The sequence below is a fragment of the Ruegeria sp. CE12 genome (genome assembly GCF_056537525.1).
In genome coordinates this window covers 1-18606 of record NZ_JBQFRS010000007.1, presented here as the reverse complement: position 1 = coordinate 18606, position 18606 = coordinate 1, and the positions used below count along the sequence as shown (strand labels likewise).

Annotated in this window: 13 protein-coding genes and 1 pseudogene; 9 read left to right on the top strand and 5 right to left on the bottom strand. The window is 53.7% G+C overall.

The window, feature by feature from the left end; genetic code table 11:
- Nucleotides 1-153 precede the first annotated feature (153 nt).
- Nucleotides 154-984: a peptidyl-prolyl cis-trans isomerase gene (locus ACR0IO_RS16055; protein ID WP_480742598.1), complete on the top strand. Its 831-nt coding sequence runs from the start codon at nt 154-156 to the stop codon at nt 982-984.
- A complete protein-coding gene (locus ACR0IO_RS16050) occupies nt 981-1970 on the top strand; it encodes a HupE/UreJ family protein (RefSeq protein ID WP_480742597.1) in 990 nt (329 codons plus the stop codon). Before ACR0IO_RS16055 ends, ACR0IO_RS16050 begins: the two co-directional genes overlap by 4 nt.
- Before the next feature lie 194 nt (nt 1971-2164).
- On the opposite strand, the gene ACR0IO_RS16045 is transcribed toward ACR0IO_RS16050, so the two are convergent.
- On the bottom strand, nt 2165-3067 hold the full coding sequence (locus ACR0IO_RS16045) for a LysR family transcriptional regulator (protein WP_480742596.1): 903 nt from the start codon (nt 3065-3067) through the stop codon (nt 2165-2167).
- 131 nt (nt 3068-3198) lie between these two features.
- On the opposite strand from ACR0IO_RS16045, the gene ACR0IO_RS16040 reads away from it, so the two are divergent.
- Entirely contained in the window at nt 3199-4062 is an 864-nt protein-coding gene (locus ACR0IO_RS16040) for an MBL fold metallo-hydrolase (protein ID WP_480742595.1), read from the top strand.
- Nucleotides 4063-4628: 566 nt separating this feature from the next.
- Nucleotides 4629-10349: a hypothetical protein gene (locus ACR0IO_RS16035; RefSeq protein WP_480742594.1), complete on the top strand. Its 5721-nt coding sequence runs from the start codon at nt 4629-4631 to the stop codon at nt 10347-10349.
- Between the two features lie 419 nt (nt 10350-10768).
- Here ACR0IO_RS16035 and ACR0IO_RS16030 read toward each other — a convergent pair whose 3' ends face one another.
- A complete protein-coding gene (locus ACR0IO_RS16030; RefSeq protein ID WP_155147611.1) occupies nt 10769-11116 on the bottom strand; it encodes a winged helix-turn-helix transcriptional regulator in 348 nt (115 codons plus the stop codon).
- 86 nt (nt 11117-11202) lie between these two features.
- Between ACR0IO_RS16030 and ACR0IO_RS16025 the strand changes: the two genes are divergently transcribed.
- A complete protein-coding gene (locus tag ACR0IO_RS16025; protein WP_480742593.1) occupies nt 11203-12294 on the top strand; it encodes an NAD(P)/FAD-dependent oxidoreductase in 1092 nt (363 codons plus the stop codon).
- A gap of 73 nt (nt 12295-12367) precedes the next feature.
- Here the strand turns inward: ACR0IO_RS16025 and ACR0IO_RS16020 are convergent, their stop codons facing one another.
- The 3 genes from ACR0IO_RS16020 to ACR0IO_RS16010 all read right to left on the bottom strand — a co-directional run bounded on the left by ACR0IO_RS16020 (nt 12368) and on the right by ACR0IO_RS16010 (nt 15821).
- The gene (locus ACR0IO_RS16020; protein ID WP_155147607.1) at nt 12368-12574 is read right to left on the bottom strand and encodes a dodecin; all 207 of its coding nucleotides are present in this window, start codon (nt 12572-12574) and stop codon (nt 12368-12370) included.
- 360 nt (nt 12575-12934) lie between these two features.
- Nucleotides 12935-14818 carry an amidohydrolase family protein gene (locus tag ACR0IO_RS16015; RefSeq protein WP_480742592.1) on the bottom strand — a complete coding sequence of 628 codons (1884 nt, stop codon included), beginning with the start codon at nt 14816-14818 and terminating at the stop codon, nt 12935-12937.
- 163 nt (nt 14819-14981) lie between these two features.
- Nucleotides 14982-15821 carry a LysR family transcriptional regulator gene (locus ACR0IO_RS16010; RefSeq protein WP_480742591.1) on the bottom strand — a complete coding sequence of 280 codons (840 nt, stop codon included), beginning with the start codon at nt 15819-15821 and terminating at the stop codon, nt 14982-14984.
- A gap of 103 nt (nt 15822-15924) precedes the next feature.
- On the opposite strand from ACR0IO_RS16010, the gene ACR0IO_RS16005 reads away from it, so the two are divergent.
- The 4 genes and pseudogenes from ACR0IO_RS16005 to ACR0IO_RS15990 all read left to right on the top strand — a co-directional run bounded on the left by ACR0IO_RS16005 (nt 15925) and on the right by ACR0IO_RS15990 (nt 18455).
- Nucleotides 15925-16968 carry an LLM class flavin-dependent oxidoreductase gene (locus ACR0IO_RS16005; RefSeq protein WP_480742590.1) on the top strand — a complete coding sequence of 348 codons (1044 nt, stop codon included), beginning with the start codon at nt 15925-15927 and terminating at the stop codon, nt 16966-16968.
- The gene (locus tag ACR0IO_RS16000) at nt 16965-17477 is read left to right on the top strand and encodes a flavin reductase family protein (protein ID WP_480742589.1); all 513 of its coding nucleotides are present in this window, start codon (nt 16965-16967) and stop codon (nt 17475-17477) included. The genes ACR0IO_RS16005 and ACR0IO_RS16000 overlap by 4 nt, the downstream gene beginning before the upstream one ends.
- A 35-nt stretch (nt 17478-17512) precedes the next feature.
- A pseudogene (locus tag ACR0IO_RS15995) lies at nt 17513-17662 on the top strand (tautomerase family protein); the annotation flags it as partial.
- 10 nt (nt 17663-17672) lie between these two features.
- A complete protein-coding gene (locus ACR0IO_RS15990; protein ID WP_480742588.1) occupies nt 17673-18455 on the top strand; it encodes an alpha/beta fold hydrolase in 783 nt (260 codons plus the stop codon).
- Nucleotides 18456-18606 lie beyond the last annotated feature (151 nt).

Sequence of the window (18606 nt, the reverse complement as noted above, 5' to 3'; positions counted from 1 at the left end):
TGTGCTGGAGAAGAGAGCCCGAGGTAGCAGCCCTACCTCGGAGCTATAACCAAACATCTAAAGCGCGCGGAGCATTCATTAACTTGTATAATCAATTTGTCTGATGCCAGCATCGATACATAAAACCTGATTGCGTTTCACGCAGGAGTCTTCATGCGATTACTAAAAGAACCTCTGTTCCATTTCTTCTTGATTGGAGCGGCAATCTTTTTTTGGTTCCACATAGTTTCAAAAGATAGCGAGACCGTCGAAGACCTCGAGACTATCACGATCAGCGAAAGCGATGTCGCTCTGTTAGCTTCCCAGTTTGAAGCGATGCGGAAACGCTCTCCAAGCGGCGCTGAACTAGAAGCTTTGGTGAATGCGTCAATTCGTGAGGAGATTCTGGTCAGGGAAGCGAAAAAGCTTGGCTTGGATCGCGGAGATACCGTGATCAGATCTCGGCTCAGCCAGAAAATGGATTTTCTAACCGAAGCTATCGCTACTTCAGTTGTTCCGGAGGACGAAGAACTAGAGGCGTTTCTTCAACAAAACCCAGAACGCTACGCTACGCCCGCCAAGGTGGCTTTCACTCAGGTCTTTCTGGGTGAAGAACCAAGCGATGCCGAAATTGAACAGGCGTTGACAGCACTGCGCACAGATCAAGATGTCACAGCTGTCGGCGCCTCCACACTGCTACCTGCCTCAATGCCCTTGACCCCGACCCGAGCAATTGACTCGGTCTTTGGCGCTGGATTTTCGAAAAGCTTCGCGGAGGTTGAAACAGATCAGTGGACGGGACCGATCCAGTCTGGTTATGGGGTCCATCTGGTTCAGGTACTGGCCGTCGAACCCAGTCAAATACCTCCCCTGTCAGAAATTCACAGCGTGGTGCTGCGAGATTGGCACCGTGCGATGAGTGAGGATCTGGCGCTAGCGCAGTTTAACGCTCTGGCCGATAACTACGAAATTGTAACGCCTGATCTTTCAGGTCGGCTCAAATGAAACTCATCGTCTGCTTATTGGTAGCCCTGCTGTTTGCGTGCTCCACAAGTGGTGCTGATGCGCATGCGCTTGATCCGGGATACTTGGAAATTCGCCAAATCGCTTCTGACACCTGGAGCGTTCATTGGCGAAAGCCCGATGTGAATGGTCAGCCAATGGCGATTGATGCTGTATTGCCAGAGAGTTGCACCCCGGCACGTGGGCCTGATCCGATTTCCGATAGCAGAGCGTGGGTTTCTTCCTGGGTTGTCGAGTGCCGCGCGGGCATTGCGGGGCAACCCATCAAGATTGAAGGATTAGAGACGCAACAGAACGATGTATTGGTACGGCTACTCCCCCTAGAATCCTCACCCGCGACACTTCGATTCACGTCAGATGCCACCGTTCAGAACATACCTTCTGAACAAACAACATGGTCGGTTTTCATCGCCTACTTCCAGTTGGGTTTTGAACACATACTGGAAGGCTGGGATCACCTGCTGTTTGTCTTCGCATTGTTCATTCTGGTCCGCGATCCATGGAGACTGGTGGGGGCAGTGACAGCTTTCACACTTGCGCATTCCATAACCTTAGCGCTTGCAACGTTTGGTATATTGAACGTTCCGGGTCCGCCGGTAGAAGCCGTTATCGCACTGTCCATCGTTTTTCTGGCGATGGAGATTGTAAAGAGCAGCGAAGGTCGGTTCCGACTTTCAGAACAAAAACCCTGGATCGTTTGTTTCGGGTTTGGACTTTTGCATGGTCTGGGTTTTGCAGGGGCTTTGGCTGACATTGGACTGCCCGCGAATGATATTCCTGCAGCCTTGCTTGCGTTTAACCTAGGCGTTGAAGCCGGACAGCTTTGTTTTGTCGGCGTCTTGGCTCTGTTGGTGACAACCTGGCGCCTGATTGCGGCTCCAATCAGCCAAGGGGCTACAGTAGTTGCCGCCTACGGCATCGGTTCAGTGTCGATGTACTGGCTCATAGAGCGTATCAGCGGTTTTTGAAGTGCCATGAACTTCTTGCAGTAGAGGCAGCAGGCTGGCCCAAAGGGCGATGTGATTGCAAACAATAATGCTGCGATGCAACGGCACCGAAACGAGCGTGACGATCTTGGTTCACCCCATGTGAAGAAACACAAAAAGGCATCTATGCAGGCTGTCGCAACTCAATAGTCAGTGATTGGTTCCCAACTTGCTGCTTATGCCAGTTCTTTGCCCATGTTCTCGGCGAAGAGCTTCGAAAACCGCTGCGTAGCGCTCGATCTATACTGTGTCGGCGGATAAACTGCATAAATTCCTCCGGACGGGAGCGTCCAGTCCGGGAGTAGCTGGATCAGAGATCTATCCGTGAGCTCTTTCCGAACGTAGAAATCCGGAAGGATTGAGATACCTGCCCCGTCAAGTGTCATCGCCTTGATTGCCGGCGTCACGTCAGCCGACAGGGCACGCTTCATTTCAACATCAATTGTTTCGCCAGTTTGACCGGAAAAACGCCAGCGGAGCGGAGTCGATAGTGCCCGATGTTCTATAAACGGAAAATTCGACAAGTCACTAGGTGTATCAGGATCGCCCAACTCATTGATGACCTCTGCAGAGGCAACGACGATCTGTCTGAACTCTCCCAACTTGCGGGCGATATTCGCAGAATCAGACAGCCAGCCAACACGATAGGCAATGTCGAATCGTGCTTCAACCGGATCAATCCGCACGTCACTCAATGTCAGCTCGATGGTTACCGCGGGGTGCATTCTACGAAACTCCGCAACGACTGGAACAACATAGTCAGCACCCAGATCAAGTGGTGCAGTGATGCGCAGTGTTCCGGAAGGTTCGGCATTACCACGCCTCACCATCGCGTAAGCTTCTTCCGCCTGTGCAACCGAAGCCTGCGCAGCCGCATAAAAAGACTGACCGATTTCCGTCAGGTTCAGATGGCGAGAATTTCGAACAATCAATGTTGCCCCAAGCTCTTCTTCAAGAAGCTGCAATTGCTTGCTGACAACGGCCTTACTGACACGCATACGATCTGCCGCCGCCGTGATAGTTCCAGCCTCAGCTATTGCCACAAAATACTCGAGCCGGTTCAGGTTTGATTTTGCCATTAATCGTCATCTTTTAGCTGACACTAAGTCCATATAATGCGTATTTAGCTGACAACGTCGACTCCCTATTTGTCACACGTAAGGCAACCGCAACGGCCATAGATGGTTGCCCCCTGACAAAGGAGATGACTATGAAAGCAATCCTGACCGCTACAGCAGCAATGATGATTTCAACGGCTGCAATGGCTGCCGACCTGAAAATCACCCACTTCACTCCCAACGAAGGCAGCCTGTTCCCGGTGTCTTCAAATCTGGTCGAAGGACCCAGCGAAGTGCTGCTGGTCGATGCGCAGTTTGAAAAGGATGATGCCGAACAACTGGTCAGCATGATCCAGGCGACCGGCAAACCGCTTACGACCGTTTTCATCAGCCACAAAGACCCCGATTTCTATTTCGGGCTGGATACGATCCGCGCAGCTTATCCCGATGTCAAAATTGTCGCCACACCGGAAACCGTGAAAGGGATCGAGAAGACGATCCAGCTCAAATATGATTTCTGGGGGCCGATCCTGAAGGAAAATGCGCCGACCGAGTTGATCATCCCGGACGTTCTGGAGGGCGACAACCTCACCGTGGACGGAGAAATCATTCAGGTTGTAGGCTTGGACGGCCATGACCCCGTTCACACCTTCCTTTGGGCACCAACCGAGAAAACCGTTATGGGCGGTGTGGTTCTTTATGAAAACGTCCATGTTTGGCTTGCAGACAACCAAACACCCGAAAGCCGCGACAACTGGCGTGCAACATTGGAGCAGATCACCGCGCTCAACCCCGAGCGTATCATTCCCGGGCATGTCATTGGCGATAGTGCCGAGGATGAAAGCATCGTTGATTTCACCAAAGAATACGTCGCTGCGTTCGAAGCAGCGTCGGAAGAGGCTGAAAACTCTGCCGCTTTGGTCGCGGCAATGCAGGAAGCCTATCCAACCTTCGAGAATGTTGGCGATCTTGAACTCAGCGCACAAGTTATCGAGGGCGAACGCTCCTGGCCTTGAAGAATAACTGAGCGTCAGATGGTGCGACTGATGAGAGTTGCCATACTAACGATCAGAGAGCCGGTTCTTACGATCCGGCTCTCTGCATTTAAACTGTTCAGGCGTTGAGACCCGGATGAGCATGCCTCTAGTCCCCAATTTAGGAACAGTCGTTTTGCACTTCCTAACTACGATATCTTGGTGCTCAAACCTGCCCCAAAATTGCAGCGTAAGGACGTGACCGTAGACCTCATACTCCGGGGGGTCACCCCCACACCTTAACTGTATTTATATTGCAGCAATCGAGTCATAGCAGGCGCGATCAGTCCAGTTGTTTTTCCTGGAGCTTAGCGGCGCGTCATGGCGATGAGTACCGTACAAGCTCCACTCAAAAGTGCTCGCCTACCAATGACGTATCTGACTGAATTTACCAATTAATATCATATTGATACGTGGCGACTACTAAATACTAACCTGTTCGGAAAAGCATGATGCACACCTTCGAAGTTTGCCACAATTACGCCGATATTTGTTTCTAGGCCAAGCATAGACAAATCATAAAAAAAGACCTTTTTGGGGGAACATCAGTGAATACAACCGGATTGCGGCGGTCCGTGCAGGCGCACGTGGCTAGGGGTGGGCGCGTTGTCAAATGGAAAGGCAAGATTGCCAGCATCGCACCTTCGGTCTTTCTTGCAGCGGCATCGATAGGCTCATTACCGTCAGGCGAGGCCCAAGCAGAAGTCATCACCGCATCGCAAACAGCGCCGTTAGTATTTGCGAGTGACGAAGACAACAGCATTACATCACCAACTTCGGTAACCGTTTCTGCACCCACGGCGCGCGCTGTCGAACTGGACACGGATTATTCCGGCGTCCTCACCAACGGCGGTTCTATCTCTGCAACAGCAAACTCGCTGGCGGTAGGTCTTCAGGCGAACAACCAGTTGCTGCCCTCGGGTCAGATCATCAACACCGGCGCAATAAGCGCTTCCATTACCGGAGGTGCAGCCAACGTTACGGCTTATGGCTTCCTAGCCAATGACGAGTTCGGCGGGGCATTCTCAAACTCAGGAACATTGTCGGCAAGCGCATCCACGGTCGCGGACAATGCTGTCGCCACTGGCGGCAGGTTTGAAAATGGCATTCAATCCACAGGATCCGTCATGAATGCAGGAGCCGTTTCAGCGGTCGCTGCGGCAGGATCGTCGAATGCCTCGGCTACAGCTTTGATGTTTGGGGACGACGTCAGCACAACCATCAGGAACACCGGAACTCTCAGCGCCACCACAACAAGCGGTGCTTCGGTTTCAGTAACCGGCATCAATATCGATGGAGCGTTGAACGGCAGCATTATCAGTTCCAACACAATTACTGTCACCACTAACACCGGAGCCGAAACGGCAGAGGCCGTTGCTGTCAGAGTCGCTGACGGCATGACGGGCGACTTCCTGAACTCCGGCAACATTTCGGTTTCTGCTCAAGGCAGCTGTGAGGAAACCAACACCGATGCCTTTTATGTTAGCGGCGGAATGACGGGGAGCATCACCAATTCCAGCACCGTAACGGTCAACGCATCGGGCAATTCGTCGGTCGATGCTGACGCCTTTTATGTCAGTAGCGGCCTGACCGGCAGCTTCCTGAATTCCGGTAGCATCATGGTCAAAGCCGATAGCGACGCGAGTGAAGCAGACGCTGACGGGTTCTACATCAGTAGTGGCATGACCGGTGACATAACAAACAATGGCACCGTCACCATTGAAGCGACCGGCGCGTCGCGGGCTGATGCTGACGCGTTCTATGTCTCCAGCGGGTTTACCGGAAGCTACTCGAATTCTGGTATGGTATCAGTCAGAGCAAGCGGTGCTTCGGATCGTGCATCCGCATCGGCATTGCACGTCGCGGGCGGAATGGATGGAAACCTGTTGAACTCGGGCACGGTCACCGTTTCCGCCTCAGGGTCTTCCTCGGTGCGCGCGGATGGTTTCGATATCAGCAGTGGACTGACGGGCACTATCAACAATAGCGGCACGATTGCCGTCAGGGCAGATGGTAACAACGAAGTTCGGGTCAACGGGATCGACATCGCCGGCGGATTGACAGGTCATATCCTGAACAGCGGAACCGTTAGGGCCGAGGCCGATGCTGATGATACCAGCGGACGCGCCAGTGGTATCGACATCACAAGTGGCATGACGGGCAATATCTCTAATTCTGGCAGGATCACCGCCATTGCGCATGCAGGGTCCGACACAGCAAACGCCGCCAGCATACGTATCGGTGGCGGTCTGACGGGCAGTTTCCTGAATTCCGGTACCATAGCAGTTGATGCTCAAGGCGGCATCGATAGAACGGATGCCGATGCTTTCTATGTCAGCGGCGGGATGACAGGCGACATCACCAACGCCAGTACTGTCACGGTCAATGCTGCAGGGGGCACGTCGGTTTACGCAAGCACGTTTTACGTCAGCAGCGGTCTGACCGGAAATTTCGTCAACTCAGGAAGCTTTGCCGTCAAAGCTGTTAGCGACGCGGGCGAAGCGGATGCGGATGGACTTTACATCAGCAGCGGCTTGACCGGAGACATAACGAACAGTGGATCTGTGTCCATCGAGGCCATCAGCTCGTCTGAGGCAGATGCCAACGCTTTCTACGTCACCAGTGGATTTGATGGAAACTTCTCAAACACCGGTGTCGTTTCGGTTACTGCGAAAGGTGGCTCTAGCCAGGTTCAGGCGGAGGCCCTGCATGTATCCGGAGGTATGACTGGAAATCTGTCGAATTCTGGTACGGTTGTAGTCAACGCATCAGGATCAACATCCGTCCGCGCGGACGGTGTTGATATCAGCAGTGGACTGACGGGGGCAGTCACAAATAGCGGTACGATTGTTGTAAATGCTAAAGGGTCCGATGAAGTTTCGGCCAATGGTATCGACATCGCCGGCGGACTGACCAGTGACTTCAACAATCTGGGCGGTATCTCGGTCATGGCCGATGCCAGTGGATCCAGCGCTCGCGCCAGCGGTGTGGACGTTACCAGTGGCATGACCGGCAATGTGGCCAACTCAGGCAGCATCAGAGCTGTCGCACGTGCGGGTTCCGATGCCGCGAATGTCGCGGGTTTACGCGTCGGAGGCGGCTTGACCGGCAGCATGACGAACAACGGATCAATCCGTGCAGAGGCCGTTGCATCTTCGTCAGATGCATTTGCTTACGGCATGATCTCTTATGGTGACGTAACCGAGAACATTACCAATGGGGGCTCGGTGTTTGTATCGGCTTCCGGTGAGGATACGGCCACGGCATCGGGCTTTCGCGTCGATGGTAAGCTGACGGGTACGTTCTTCAATTCTGGTAGCGTAGCAGTTACGGCGACTGCCACGGGTGCGTCTCATGAAGATGTCATGGCGAAGGGTCTGGATGTCACGGGTCACATCCAGGGTGGTTTCAACAATTCGGGTGTCCTGTCGGTCAAGGCGATCGGAGAGAACAAACAAGCATATGCCTATGGTCTCTACGCTCAAGATGGCGTGACCGGAGATGTTCTGAACAGCGGGCTTATTCGCAGCGAAGTTGACAGTGGAACGTCGGCAGATGTCTACGGCATTCGGATTGACGAAGGACTGGATGGCGCCTTCTCTAATACGGGCACGATTCAAGTTGTCGGCCGGATCGATGAAGATGACTTGGACGCCTATGGTCTCTATATCAGTGGCGGTGTCACCAAGGATGTCAGCAACAGCGGTACAATAGCGCTACAGGCCGGCGCCGAAGACGAAGCCGAAGCGATTGGGCTGAGGCTGTCCGGTGAGGTTGGCGCAAACATCATGAACTCGGGCAATATCTCGGTCGTCACGCAAAGCACGGCCAATGACGCACTTGGGTATGGCATTTCTGTGGTGTCGGGGCTGGAAGGTAACATCCTCAACTCGGGCGCGATTTCGGTTCAGGGTACTGGTGCGACCGAAGCCACCGTTGCGGGCGTCTATATCAATCGGGAGTGGACCGGCGCGTTGAACAATTCCGGGACGATCCGGGCGATTGCTGACGCGGGAACGAAACAAGCCGAGGCCTATGGGCTGCTAACCAGAAATGATCAGGTTGACGCGGATATCGAAAACTCAGGGTCTTTCGCGGTGCAAGCCAGTTCTGATGATGAATATGCCTACGCCTATGCGCTCTACTTTGACCATGAAGAAGCAGTCAGTACCCTGAACAACACCGGATCGATGACGGTTCAGGCAGCAGCACACAAGGAAGCGCGGGCTGCAGCACTGTATGCACAAGACGGATTGAAAGGTGATTTCCGGAATCAGGGTGCCATTTCCATCAGGGCCAAATCGTCAGACAGTGTTGCCAAAGCTTATGGTTTGCATGTGGGAAGCGCAGGCGACGATGACCATTTGAACGGCAACATCGCTAATCAGGGCTCGGTATTTGTGTCAGCAACTGCACAAGCCGAAGCTGAGGCCTATGGCTTCAACATCGATGAGCAACTCAATGGCGGCTTCTCGAATTCTGGGTCAGTCATCGCACAGGCCACATCGCAGGAAACCGAAGCGCAAGCCTATGGGATCTATGTAGGAAGCAAGGTCGGTGGTGATGTCACAAACAGCGGCACTGTTTCAGTTCGCGCAGAAGGTCACAGCGCAAATGTGGCCGGGGTCTTCGTTCGCGATGGGCTAGAGGGCAAGCTAACGAACTCGGGAACGATCACCGCGCAGAGCTTTTCGGCCACCGAAGAATCCAGTGCACGCGGAATTTACGTGCGCGGTAGTACCAGTGATACGGTTCAAAATCAGGGTAATATCACAGCTTTTGCCCAGGGGGTCGAACGCGCGCGCGCTCAGGCCGTTCTGTTATACGATACGATGGCAGGCGACGTCGCAAACACAGGAACAGTTACGGCCACTGCCAGATTGGTCAATGCAACGAACAATGCCGACGGCACCGCCGCTGGGTTCTACATCGAGGACATGCAGGGCAACTTCTCCAACAGCGGCGTCATTCGGGCCGATGCGGCAGGTGGTGACAAGGTCAACGCCTACGGCCTGCACTTCGGGAACTTTGACGGCGTAATCACCGCCGTTGGCGATATCTCCGCGACGTCCGCCTCGGGGGACGCCTATGCGATATATTTGGGAACCGGCGCAGGGACGCTAAACCTTGTCACCCAGGACAAAGTCGGGGGGCTGATCCGGGTACAGGAACATAATGTAAATCTGAATGCCGTCGGTGGCAGCGCGGTGTTTCGGTTCCAGGACGCTGCAACGGGCTCAGGCACATTTGCCACAACAGCCTCTGATGGCCGGTCAGCGTGGTTTGTCCAAGATGAAGGTGGCGCAGCACCGATTTATGCCAGCGTCGATTCCGCCGAACTGCTGAACTCAGCCGACGTGACGGCCTTCTTCGGCGGAGTGGTCAATGGCTCCATGAGCACACTGAACTACGGAGGGCAGGCTCAGGTTACGCGCAATTCGGCAACAGGCCGTGTTTCGGGTGTCAGCTTCGGCCCCTTCCGCCCCTATGTGATTGTAGATGCTGCGAGTCGCCGTTTCGAAAACGTGCCCGGAGTTGATACCGATGTCACAGTATTCAATGGCAGTGTTGGGTACTCCGGACAGCTGGATAATGGTTTGGCGCTGGCGCTTGGGCTGGGTGTCCTCCGCTCGAACGGTGATACCGATACGACAGATTTTGACACAAATGGTGTGTATCTGGACGCGTCTTTGGGACGTCAGATTGGATCTTTCACAATTGAGGCCGGGCTAGGCTATGGCTGGTTGTCGACCAAGCGCTCACGCCAAATTGCCGGCAGCGCCAACGCAAGCGCCAACTACGATAGCACTCTCGCAACGGCCTATCTGGGTGTTGAGCGATCATTTGACGTCAGCGACGCGTTTGCATTGCTGGGTTTCGGCAGTGTACGCTATACCCGTCAAGATGATGACAGTTATACCGAGACCGGTTCATCTGCCAACGCAACGGTCGGAGCCGCAACCACCGAAGTCATCGAAGCCCGCTTGGGTGTCGAAGCCGAACATGCGCTGAACAGCGGCGGTGTCCTGATCGGCCAACTGTCGGGTGTCCTACGACGTGATCTGGGCAATACCGATGCGAGCGTTACAGTATTTTCCACAACACAAGACCTTTCGTTCGCATCGACAGATTTCACCGGAGCCAGCGTGCTGCTCGGATACGAGCACGACTTTGCCCGCAACATGACGTTTGAAGCAAATGCCGAACAGGAGTTTGGAAGCGACGCCCAGGGACTGTTCTTTAAGGCCGGTCTGAGGTGGTCGTTCTGATCAGTAGCAACAATAGGCAAGCGTTTATGTAGGTTGTAGATACAAATCGCTCGGGGCCTGTGGCAGCAAGCAACTCATCCAAATCTGGTCAAACGTCAGATAGTAATCGAGTGCACTTTCAAGGACCGGCTGGAACGCTAGGCACGGTTTTGAACCGGCCTATGGTTCATTTATGCTTACGGCTCGGCCTGCGGAGCCTTCAATCATGTTGTTCAGGCTCTCGTGCGAACTGCAATCCACCTCCGGTGATGGCCCTTGATTGAAGGAGACAGCGCAAATACGGCTTCTTTCATCCCGCTGCGCGTGATGTTCACATGCACGGATGCCAGTAGTTCGCGATGGTCTGCGCAATTAAGTCCACAAGAGAAACAGGCTGCGATCATTTTGCTGTTCCGTTCAGCCAAAGTTGGTTGACCAAGCTAGCCCGGACGGGTCTTTGTCTTCGGTAGTTTATCCGCGTTCTGCGCTGCCCACTCGTGCATTTCATACAACAGTGGGATCAGGCTTTGGCCCAAAGGCGTGAGGCTGTATTCGACGTGTGGCGGTATGGTCCGAAAATCTTTGCGAGAGACAAACCCCGTCTCCTGCAACTCGCTGAGTTGCCGCGTCAATGTGCGATGAGTAATGGACCCCAAGTTGCGTTGGAGTTGATTGAAACGGCAGCTGCCTTGCGCCAACCAATAGATAACCAGCAGTTTCCAACGTCCTGAAATGGCTGAGATCAGTGATTCAATCTGGCAGTGTTCTTCAAGTTCGTCCGATTTCATTACAGTATCCCAAATGACCGTACTTGTTGGATCGATCGTACAAAGCTAGCTAACCATCAATGCAACGTGCCGCAATGGGGAACCCGATGACCAAAAAGAAGATCGTGATCGTGGGTGGAGGCTATGTCGGGTTTGAGGTCGCCAAGAAACTGGACGCTTATGCGGATGTCACCCTGATTGAGCAACGCGAAGCCTTCGTGCAGCCGCCTGCCGCAATCCGTGCGCTAGTTGAACCCACATTATTGGACAAGATCATCCTCCCCTACGACAACTTACTAGAGTCAGGAAAAGTCGTGCGGGGTCGTGCAGTTTCAGTTTCCCAAACCCAGGTTAACCTGGACTCTGGAGCCGTTTTCCCGGCGGATTTTATCGTGATCGCAACTGGATCGTCTTATGCTGCCCCATTCAAACCGTCGGGAGACAGCATCGCTGATTTCCGTCAAGCCAGCATGGATGTCAGTGGACGGTTAGCACGGGCGACTTCTGTAGCAATCGTCGGCGCGGGCGCCGTGGGAACTGAACTTGCGGGCGAGATCTCGGCGGCGCAGCCGGGAAAGACCATCACCTTGATTTCTTCCGATGACACCTTGTTTCCAAAATACCCGGCTAGATTTGGTACACAGCTCAAACGCAAACTCGAACGCCTCGGCGTCACTGTCATTCTTGGCCAAAGGGTGCAGGACTTGCGTCATTTGGACCGGCCTTACGAAGGATCTGTAACTCTGGCTGATGGCAGTGTGATTACCGCTGATCTTGTGTTTCCGGTGATTGGCTCTAAACCTCAAACATCATTGGTCCAAAGTCTTCCGGGTGTGACCTCAGGCACTGCAGGCCGTGTTGAGACCGACAAGTGGTTGCGGCCGTCGGACTACCCGAATGTCTTCGTAGCCGGTGACATTGCCAACGTTGGCGACGGAATGACAATTGTCGCGACGACCCGACAAAATCCATGGCTCATCAAGACGCTTAAGAAAGTGATAGATGGTGCATCCGTCGAAAAGCAGAAGCCTTACGTGCCAAGGAAAAGAGCTCCCATTCTGGTGCCACTCGGCCCCGTCATCGGAAATAGCTGGCTCTTTGCAACCTTCGGCGACTGGATCACCCGCATGATGAAAGGGAAAGCGCTCTTCATCCCCAAATATCGCAGGGCGTTCGGGTTTACCGACGCTGACAAATAGACCTGCTTCTTTGGAAAGAACTGTCAGCGCTCTTCTTCAGTAACGCCTGTTGAGCTGAGGGTGTCATGTTGCCCTAGTCGAGCCTGAACCCGATTTTCATAGCGACCTGAAAGTGAGCAACCTCACCATTCTCTATGTGACCTCGAATTTCTGAAACTTCGAACCAATCAAGGTTTTTTACAGTCTCAGCCGCCTTTGAGATTCCCGACTTGATAGCGGCATCGACAGATTCCGTTGACGTGCCGACGACATCGATCTTCTTGTAGGTTGCGTTGGTCATTTTCGCTCTCCCTAGGCTTAAATGGATGATTGAACGTAAGTCTTATGGCTCCTCTGAAATTACTCTTACGGTCCTTCATCTCTGTAAAGAGATCAACTGGATTGCCCCTTGCAGGTCCACGCCTCGCTGAATGCGGGCACCTAAGCGCCTCAGAGAAGACTGATTAGCAGTTCATCAATAGTGATACGGAAACGCTGATTTCCATATTTTGCACGCAACGTGCGCGTTTTTTCCATCTATCATTGGGCCATTGGATTTCAGGGTTAACCGAATGTTACTCACGGTCTGATAGCTACAGTAGTAGTGGTCCGCTTCCCAAAGCGGGCTTTTTTGTATTGAGCTGGGGCGCAATTTAGCGAGTTAGTTTGCTATGCCCCGCCCCGGCTGTTTGGGACCAATTTCACCCGTTTTGGACATCATGGCCTTCGCATAGTCACGTCTTGCTGTTGAGCGATCTTCAAATCGAGCGTGTACGACACAAAAGAACAGGGCACCATCATCTAGGCCATTGCGAGGTGTAAACCAATCATAAGCGTCGGTTGGCTCTACCGACGCAAACTGTTTTGGCGATGGCGCTAGAGGTACTACATTGGCTTCACTATTCGTGATGTCATCAAGCAGCGTTGGGCGCGCTGTGCCCGTATCGGGCGTGAGAATACCCATGATCTGTTCGCGACCAGCCGGAACGAAACGCCCGTTTTCCTCGACTGGAAACCGGATCGGCTGTCCCGCATATACATCTCGTTGAACTTCGCTGTTCTTAACAACAATCGTTCCATTGACGAGCACATAGGGAATACCTTGCGACGGAAGGCCTTGTTGACCCAGTGTATAGTTTGCCTTTTCGGTCACTGTCTGGGGATCAAAAATCGTTATATCGGCGACCATACCTTCCTGCATCCGCCCGCGCACCTGCATTGATCGCAACCCGGTATCACCCAATCGCTTTGCATGGATGTAGCTTAACTGAGTGAGCGTAAGCATTAGTGGCACATTTGCTTCACGTGCCAGCCTCAATACAAGCGCATGGCTACCGGCAGACCTCGGGTGCCCTGCGTAATCTTCGTAGGGCGCATCCCAACTCATCAGATTGCCCTCAATGTTCAACCCGGCCATCCCATCACCAGAGATGCCGTACCCGGCGATTGTTATCCAATCATTGAGCCACTGCTCTCTTGGCGGACTAAATACGATAGCGGTTCGTCCGGGCTCATTCTCTGCAAAGTTCAAGAACTCGTCTTTGGTTACGAAGCGGTCAAGTTGCGGATCAAAGATCGTCTCTTCGTATTTGTAACCCATCGAGCCTTCCCAGTTTTCCGGGGCGATAATGGAGGCGCCGTAGTTGCCCGATCCGGCGGTCCAGGGATAGTAACTGGACCAGACGTTGTAACCTTGGTCGCGGGCCATCTGTAGTTTTTCCTGGTTTTCCCACCAGCCATAATCGTTGTCGTGATGAATGTGCAGTGGGGCGCCAAGCACCATCGCGTTGACAAGGATTTCATTAACCCCCGTTTGTGTCTCAGTCGGCGTAGAAGCACTGGGGTGAAACCGGTGATGTACAGAGGTCACCCGCCCGTAACGGGCTGCTGCACGTTGCGCTTGGAACATCTCATACGTGGTAATACCTTCACGGGCATACCCAATGGTCGATCCAACGCCGAGCGCGCCAAGACGCAGGCCTTCATCAAGCTGCGCCGTGATTTCGTTCATCTGCTCACGATTGCTTGGAACCGAAGACCATCCTTCAACGCCATCTTCCACCGATTGTGCCCTAAGAGCGAAGAAATTGCGGAAATCGATGTCTCCTCCTTCAAGTGCAAGACCGTCATGAACCCGCATCCGTGCGAACTCTTGCCCAATGACAGTACCGTAATTGGCCTGCGTAACACCCTCGCGCGCGTCATACCACTCATCTATGTTCGCGGCCCCGACCTCGAAATCCATTTGGGTTGTGACGCCGTCACGAAGATTTACCTTGATGCCCCACGGGTCCAGACCGTGTTGCTCAAGGTCGATGAAGCCTGCGGCTACAACATGCCCTGTCGCATCGATGGTCTCAGCGCCTTCAATAGCGTCTTCGGTAATCGACGTAATCCAACCATTGCTTATTCCCACATTAGCGATTTGATCAAATCCGGTTTCCGGATCCATCACACGACCATTGAGAATTACAATGTCGTAAGTTTGCGCGGCGCATAGCGTCGCAACAACAGACAAGGTGCCTGCCAGAAACACAGTTCGCATAGACGAAGCCTCCCTTTGATCTGCAGGATAGCGGAAAGCGGCATCCAATCAACAAAACGGCATATATCGATGTCTTGAGGCAACATGTTCGCGAATGAGCGACTGAGTTCGCTAAGCTCACACGGGGACCAGATTCAGATCGGCACAACTGTCCCTTTGTAGCTTAGTATTCTTTCGGATTTACACCCGAAGATGCAAGCCAAGGGAAGTTATCTTCTTGACCCTTGCGCCAAGAGAGAAATGTCCGTCGTTCGAATACGACAGCGTTTTCAACGCTAAACAAAGCGCCTTCTGCAATTAGATCGGCAACCATACGTTGGGGAAGATAGGCGGAGCCGCCTTCAGAAAGCAGATGCGCAAGTGCCCAATCCGGACTACTGAAGGCAACAGATGCGGTTTCGTCGGTTGGCCAGGCTTCGGCGTGTTGCGCCCTAAATGTGGCGCCGTAGTCCACATAAATGTAGTCAGGATCCCAACGCATTGCCTCACGCTGTTGCGTAGCGACCTGGATCAAACTGTCGGTGGTGAATTCACGACTTTCGAAATCCGTCCCGACAAGGGGTTCAGTCAGCAGTGCCGCATCGCTCATCCCGCTCTGCAACCAGGATTGAGCATTTCCAGTCAGCCCGGACCAGATCTCAATGGCTGTTTCTGGATGGTCGTCCCGAATTCGCCTGATCCAATTTTGACCTAAGCCAGTCCACAGTCCCGGATCACAAACGAAACTGAAAAGACGTATCACGCCCCGGGGCAGGTTGGCACGCGAGCGCGCGTTTTCCCAGGTGCGAGTAATCACTTCTGCCTGTTCCAGAAACGCAAAGCCCGCTTTGGTCAACATCGTCCCCTTACGGGATCGAACGAGCAATCGGGTCCCCAAGGCTTGATCCAATGCGTCGAGCCGGGCGGTCACCGCAGACTGCGTGATGTTTAGCTCCTCAGCCGCTCGATTTAGATTTCGAGTACGAACGACGCTGAGAAACGTCTGAATTGCGGCTATGTTCATAAATAGATAATGCAGATTTTTCGATGTAATTGATAGAATAATTCCGTTTTATAGAATTTCCTTTTTCTGGCACCGTAGCGTGGACAGACAAAGGAGGCTTATCATGGAATTCAGCATCCAACTTTCTGCAGATTACCCTGATAAATCCTATGGCGGGGATCGGGTCTATGCCGACATGCTGGAGCAGGCGATCCTCGCGGACCGGTTGGGTTTTGATGCCGTGTCGGTGACCGAACACCACCTGATCAACTGCTTGATGATGCCAGCCCCGCTGCAGTTTGCGGTCAAAATCGCGGCGCATACAAGCCGCGTCAAGATCATGACCTCAATCGTCGTGCTGCCACTACACGACATGCGCACCTATGCAGGCGAATTGGTTGTTGCCGACATCTTTACTGAAGGGCGTCTGATGTTGGGTGTGGGTCGCGGGGCCTTCAAATACGAGATGGAGCGGCTGGGAGTGCCGATGGAGGAAACCCAAGCCCGGTTCAATGAATCGTTGGCCGTTTTGCAGGCGCTTCTGTCCGAAGAAGAAGTAAGTTGGGATGGTGACTTCTATCAGTTCGACCCGATCACCATCATGCCACGTCCTCTACGTCCCGGTGGGCCGCAAATGATGATGGCGGTACTGAACCCCGAAGGTATTTATCACTGCACCAAACGCGGCTTCCACATTCAGACGACACCGCTTGCGGGAAACCAGCAACTGTTGTTGGAACAAGTCGATGGCTTCAGTCGCGCCAAAGGCGAGATGGGAGAAGCTGGGCGCGATCTGACCCTGTCGCTTTCACGGGTTGGCTTTGTAACCCAAAACGAAACTGACCGACAAAACAAGATCGCGGCTGCGAACAGGTACTACAGCCGTTTCGACAACGTGTTTACCGGGCCGGGTGTCGTGGATAAGGGAATGATCCGCGAGCTTCCGCGCAAGCAAACTGTCGATGAACTGGCCGAAAGCCTGCTCATCGGCACGCCGCAGGAAATGATCGACAAACTCGGTCCTTATTCCGAGCTCGGCATCAACAGGGTAATCCTGAACCCCAATTTCGGGTGCAACGCTCAAGAGACGCTGGATGGGCTGCAGTGTTTCGCCGAAGAGGTCATGCCTCATTTCACCAGTCGTACTGTCACCGAGGCGGCGGAATGACCGTAAGCCGTGACATGTTTATTTCGGCTATGCGTCAGGTTGCCAGTTCAGTCACCATTGTCACAACCGATGGGTCTGCCGGGCGGGCGGGTGCGACCGTGAGTGCATTTACCTCGCTTTCCGCTGATCCCCCGTCGGTACTGGTCTGCCTGAGAAGCGAAGGTCGGATTGCCCGAACAGTCGCCGCAAACGGTGCTTTCAGTGTTAATGTCTTGCCCGAGGGTGCCTCACACCTCGCTCAAAAATTTTCCGGGATGTTCGATCACGCCCAAAGGGACCCGTTCCAGGGCATAGAAATGTCAGAGGCGCCTTCGGGTGCAGTCCTTGCCGGAGCCACATCTTTCACCTGTACAGTTGAACAGACAATGACCCATGGAACTCATTCGGTTGTCGCGGGCAGCGTCAGTACAGTGAATGAAGCGGGTATGAGACCCCTGGCCTACATGGCGGGCGCATACCACGTTGTTCGCCCTCAGAACGGCCCAACAGGAGAACCGCAATGCCAATAATTCGTGTCGAAATGTTTTCATGACGCACCCCAGAGCAGAAGCGGGCACTTATCCGAGAGCTGACGGATGCCTTTATCAACGCAGCAGGAGGGACGCCGCAAAGTGTGCACGTGGTGATAACAGATGTGGATAAAGGCGATTGGGGTTCCGGCGGACAGCTCTGCTCTGACAAGTTTCCGGATTGAGGGCTGATAGATGGCAGATGTGATCGACTGCGAATTCTCCGTTCAGGGCGACGGCCCACCGCTCTTTTTGATTCACGGAATCGGGGCGGCGCGCAATACCTGGGCCAAGGCTCTGCCGATTTTGACCGACCAATTCACCGTCGTAACCTATGACCTTCGCGGACACGGGACCTCGCCGCTGCCGGAAGGCCCATTTGGTCTGGATGAGTTGGTCGCCGATCTGGAGCGGGTGCGAGAGAAGACAGGGTTTGAATGCGCACATTTCGCCGGTCATTCCCTAGGTGGTATGATCGGGCCAGCTTATGCATTGAAGTACCCGAACCGTGTCAACTCGCTAGGACTTCTGTCTACTGCCGCTTTTCGCACCAAGGAAGACAGCGCGAAGGTCTGGGGGGTCGTGCATGCGATGGAAGAAAAGGGCATCCCGCAGGTTTTGGAAACCCTGACCGCCCGCTGGTTCACCGATGAATTCATCGCGACACATCCGGAAGTGATTGAAAACCGGCTGAAGCAGGTGATCGGAACGGATCCGGATGTTTTCCTGAATGTATTCCGAATCTATGCGGGCACAGAAATGGCATCTTGGCTGCAGCGTGTCACGGCCCCGTCCCTGGTGCTCACCGGTGAAAATGACGGGGGCTGCAATCCGCGCCTGAATCGCCTGATAGATCAGGCGCTGCCGAACTCGGAACTGTTTATCCTGCCAAAGTTAAAGCACTCGATCCTGTTGGAGGCGGGCGACCGTGTTGCTGAACATCTCTGTCGGTTTGTTGCCGACAACCCCGTGGAGTAATTGCTTCCCGGACAGTATTTTTGCTCGACACTTCTTCTTGTCTGTGACCCCAACTTCATATTGGGGTCACAGGTGGGTTATCGAAAACTACTCCGCAGGTATTGTAGAGCTTTCCGGATCTATGGTCGAAGCGACGCCTGCAGCTTCGCGC

Bases quoted from the DNA above. Each gene is read 5' to 3' on its own strand.
- ACR0IO_RS16055 (WP_480742598.1), top strand. From the start codon at position 154: ATGCGATTACTAAAAGAACCTCTGTTCCATTTCTTCTTGATTGGAGCG.
- ACR0IO_RS16050 (WP_480742597.1), top strand. From the start codon at position 981: ATGAAACTCATCGTCTGCTTATTGGTAGCCCTGCTGTTTGCGTGCTCC.
- ACR0IO_RS16045 (WP_480742596.1), bottom strand. From the start codon at position 3,067: ATGGCAAAATCAAACCTGAACCGGCTCGAGTATTTTGTGGCAATAGCT.
- ACR0IO_RS16040 (WP_480742595.1), top strand. From the start codon at position 3,199: ATGAAAGCAATCCTGACCGCTACAGCAGCAATGATGATTTCAACGGCT.
- ACR0IO_RS16030 (WP_155147611.1), bottom strand. From the start codon at position 11,116: ATGAAATCGGACGAACTTGAAGAACACTGCCAGATTGAATCACTGATC.
- ACR0IO_RS16025 (WP_480742593.1), top strand. From the start codon at position 11,203: ATGACCAAAAAGAAGATCGTGATCGTGGGTGGAGGCTATGTCGGGTTT.
- ACR0IO_RS16020 (WP_155147607.1), bottom strand. From the start codon at position 12,574: ATGACCAACGCAACCTACAAGAAGATCGATGTCGTCGGCACGTCAACG.
- ACR0IO_RS16015 (WP_480742592.1), bottom strand. From the start codon at position 14,818: ATGCGAACTGTGTTTCTGGCAGGCACCTTGTCTGTTGTTGCGACGCTA.
- ACR0IO_RS16010 (WP_480742591.1), bottom strand. From the start codon at position 15,821: ATGAACATAGCCGCAATTCAGACGTTTCTCAGCGTCGTTCGTACTCGA.
- ACR0IO_RS16005 (WP_480742590.1), top strand. From the start codon at position 15,925: ATGGAATTCAGCATCCAACTTTCTGCAGATTACCCTGATAAATCCTAT.
- ACR0IO_RS16000 (WP_480742589.1), top strand. From the start codon at position 16,965: ATGACCGTAAGCCGTGACATGTTTATTTCGGCTATGCGTCAGGTTGCC.
- ACR0IO_RS15990 (WP_480742588.1), top strand. From the start codon at position 17,673: ATGGCAGATGTGATCGACTGCGAATTCTCCGTTCAGGGCGACGGCCCA.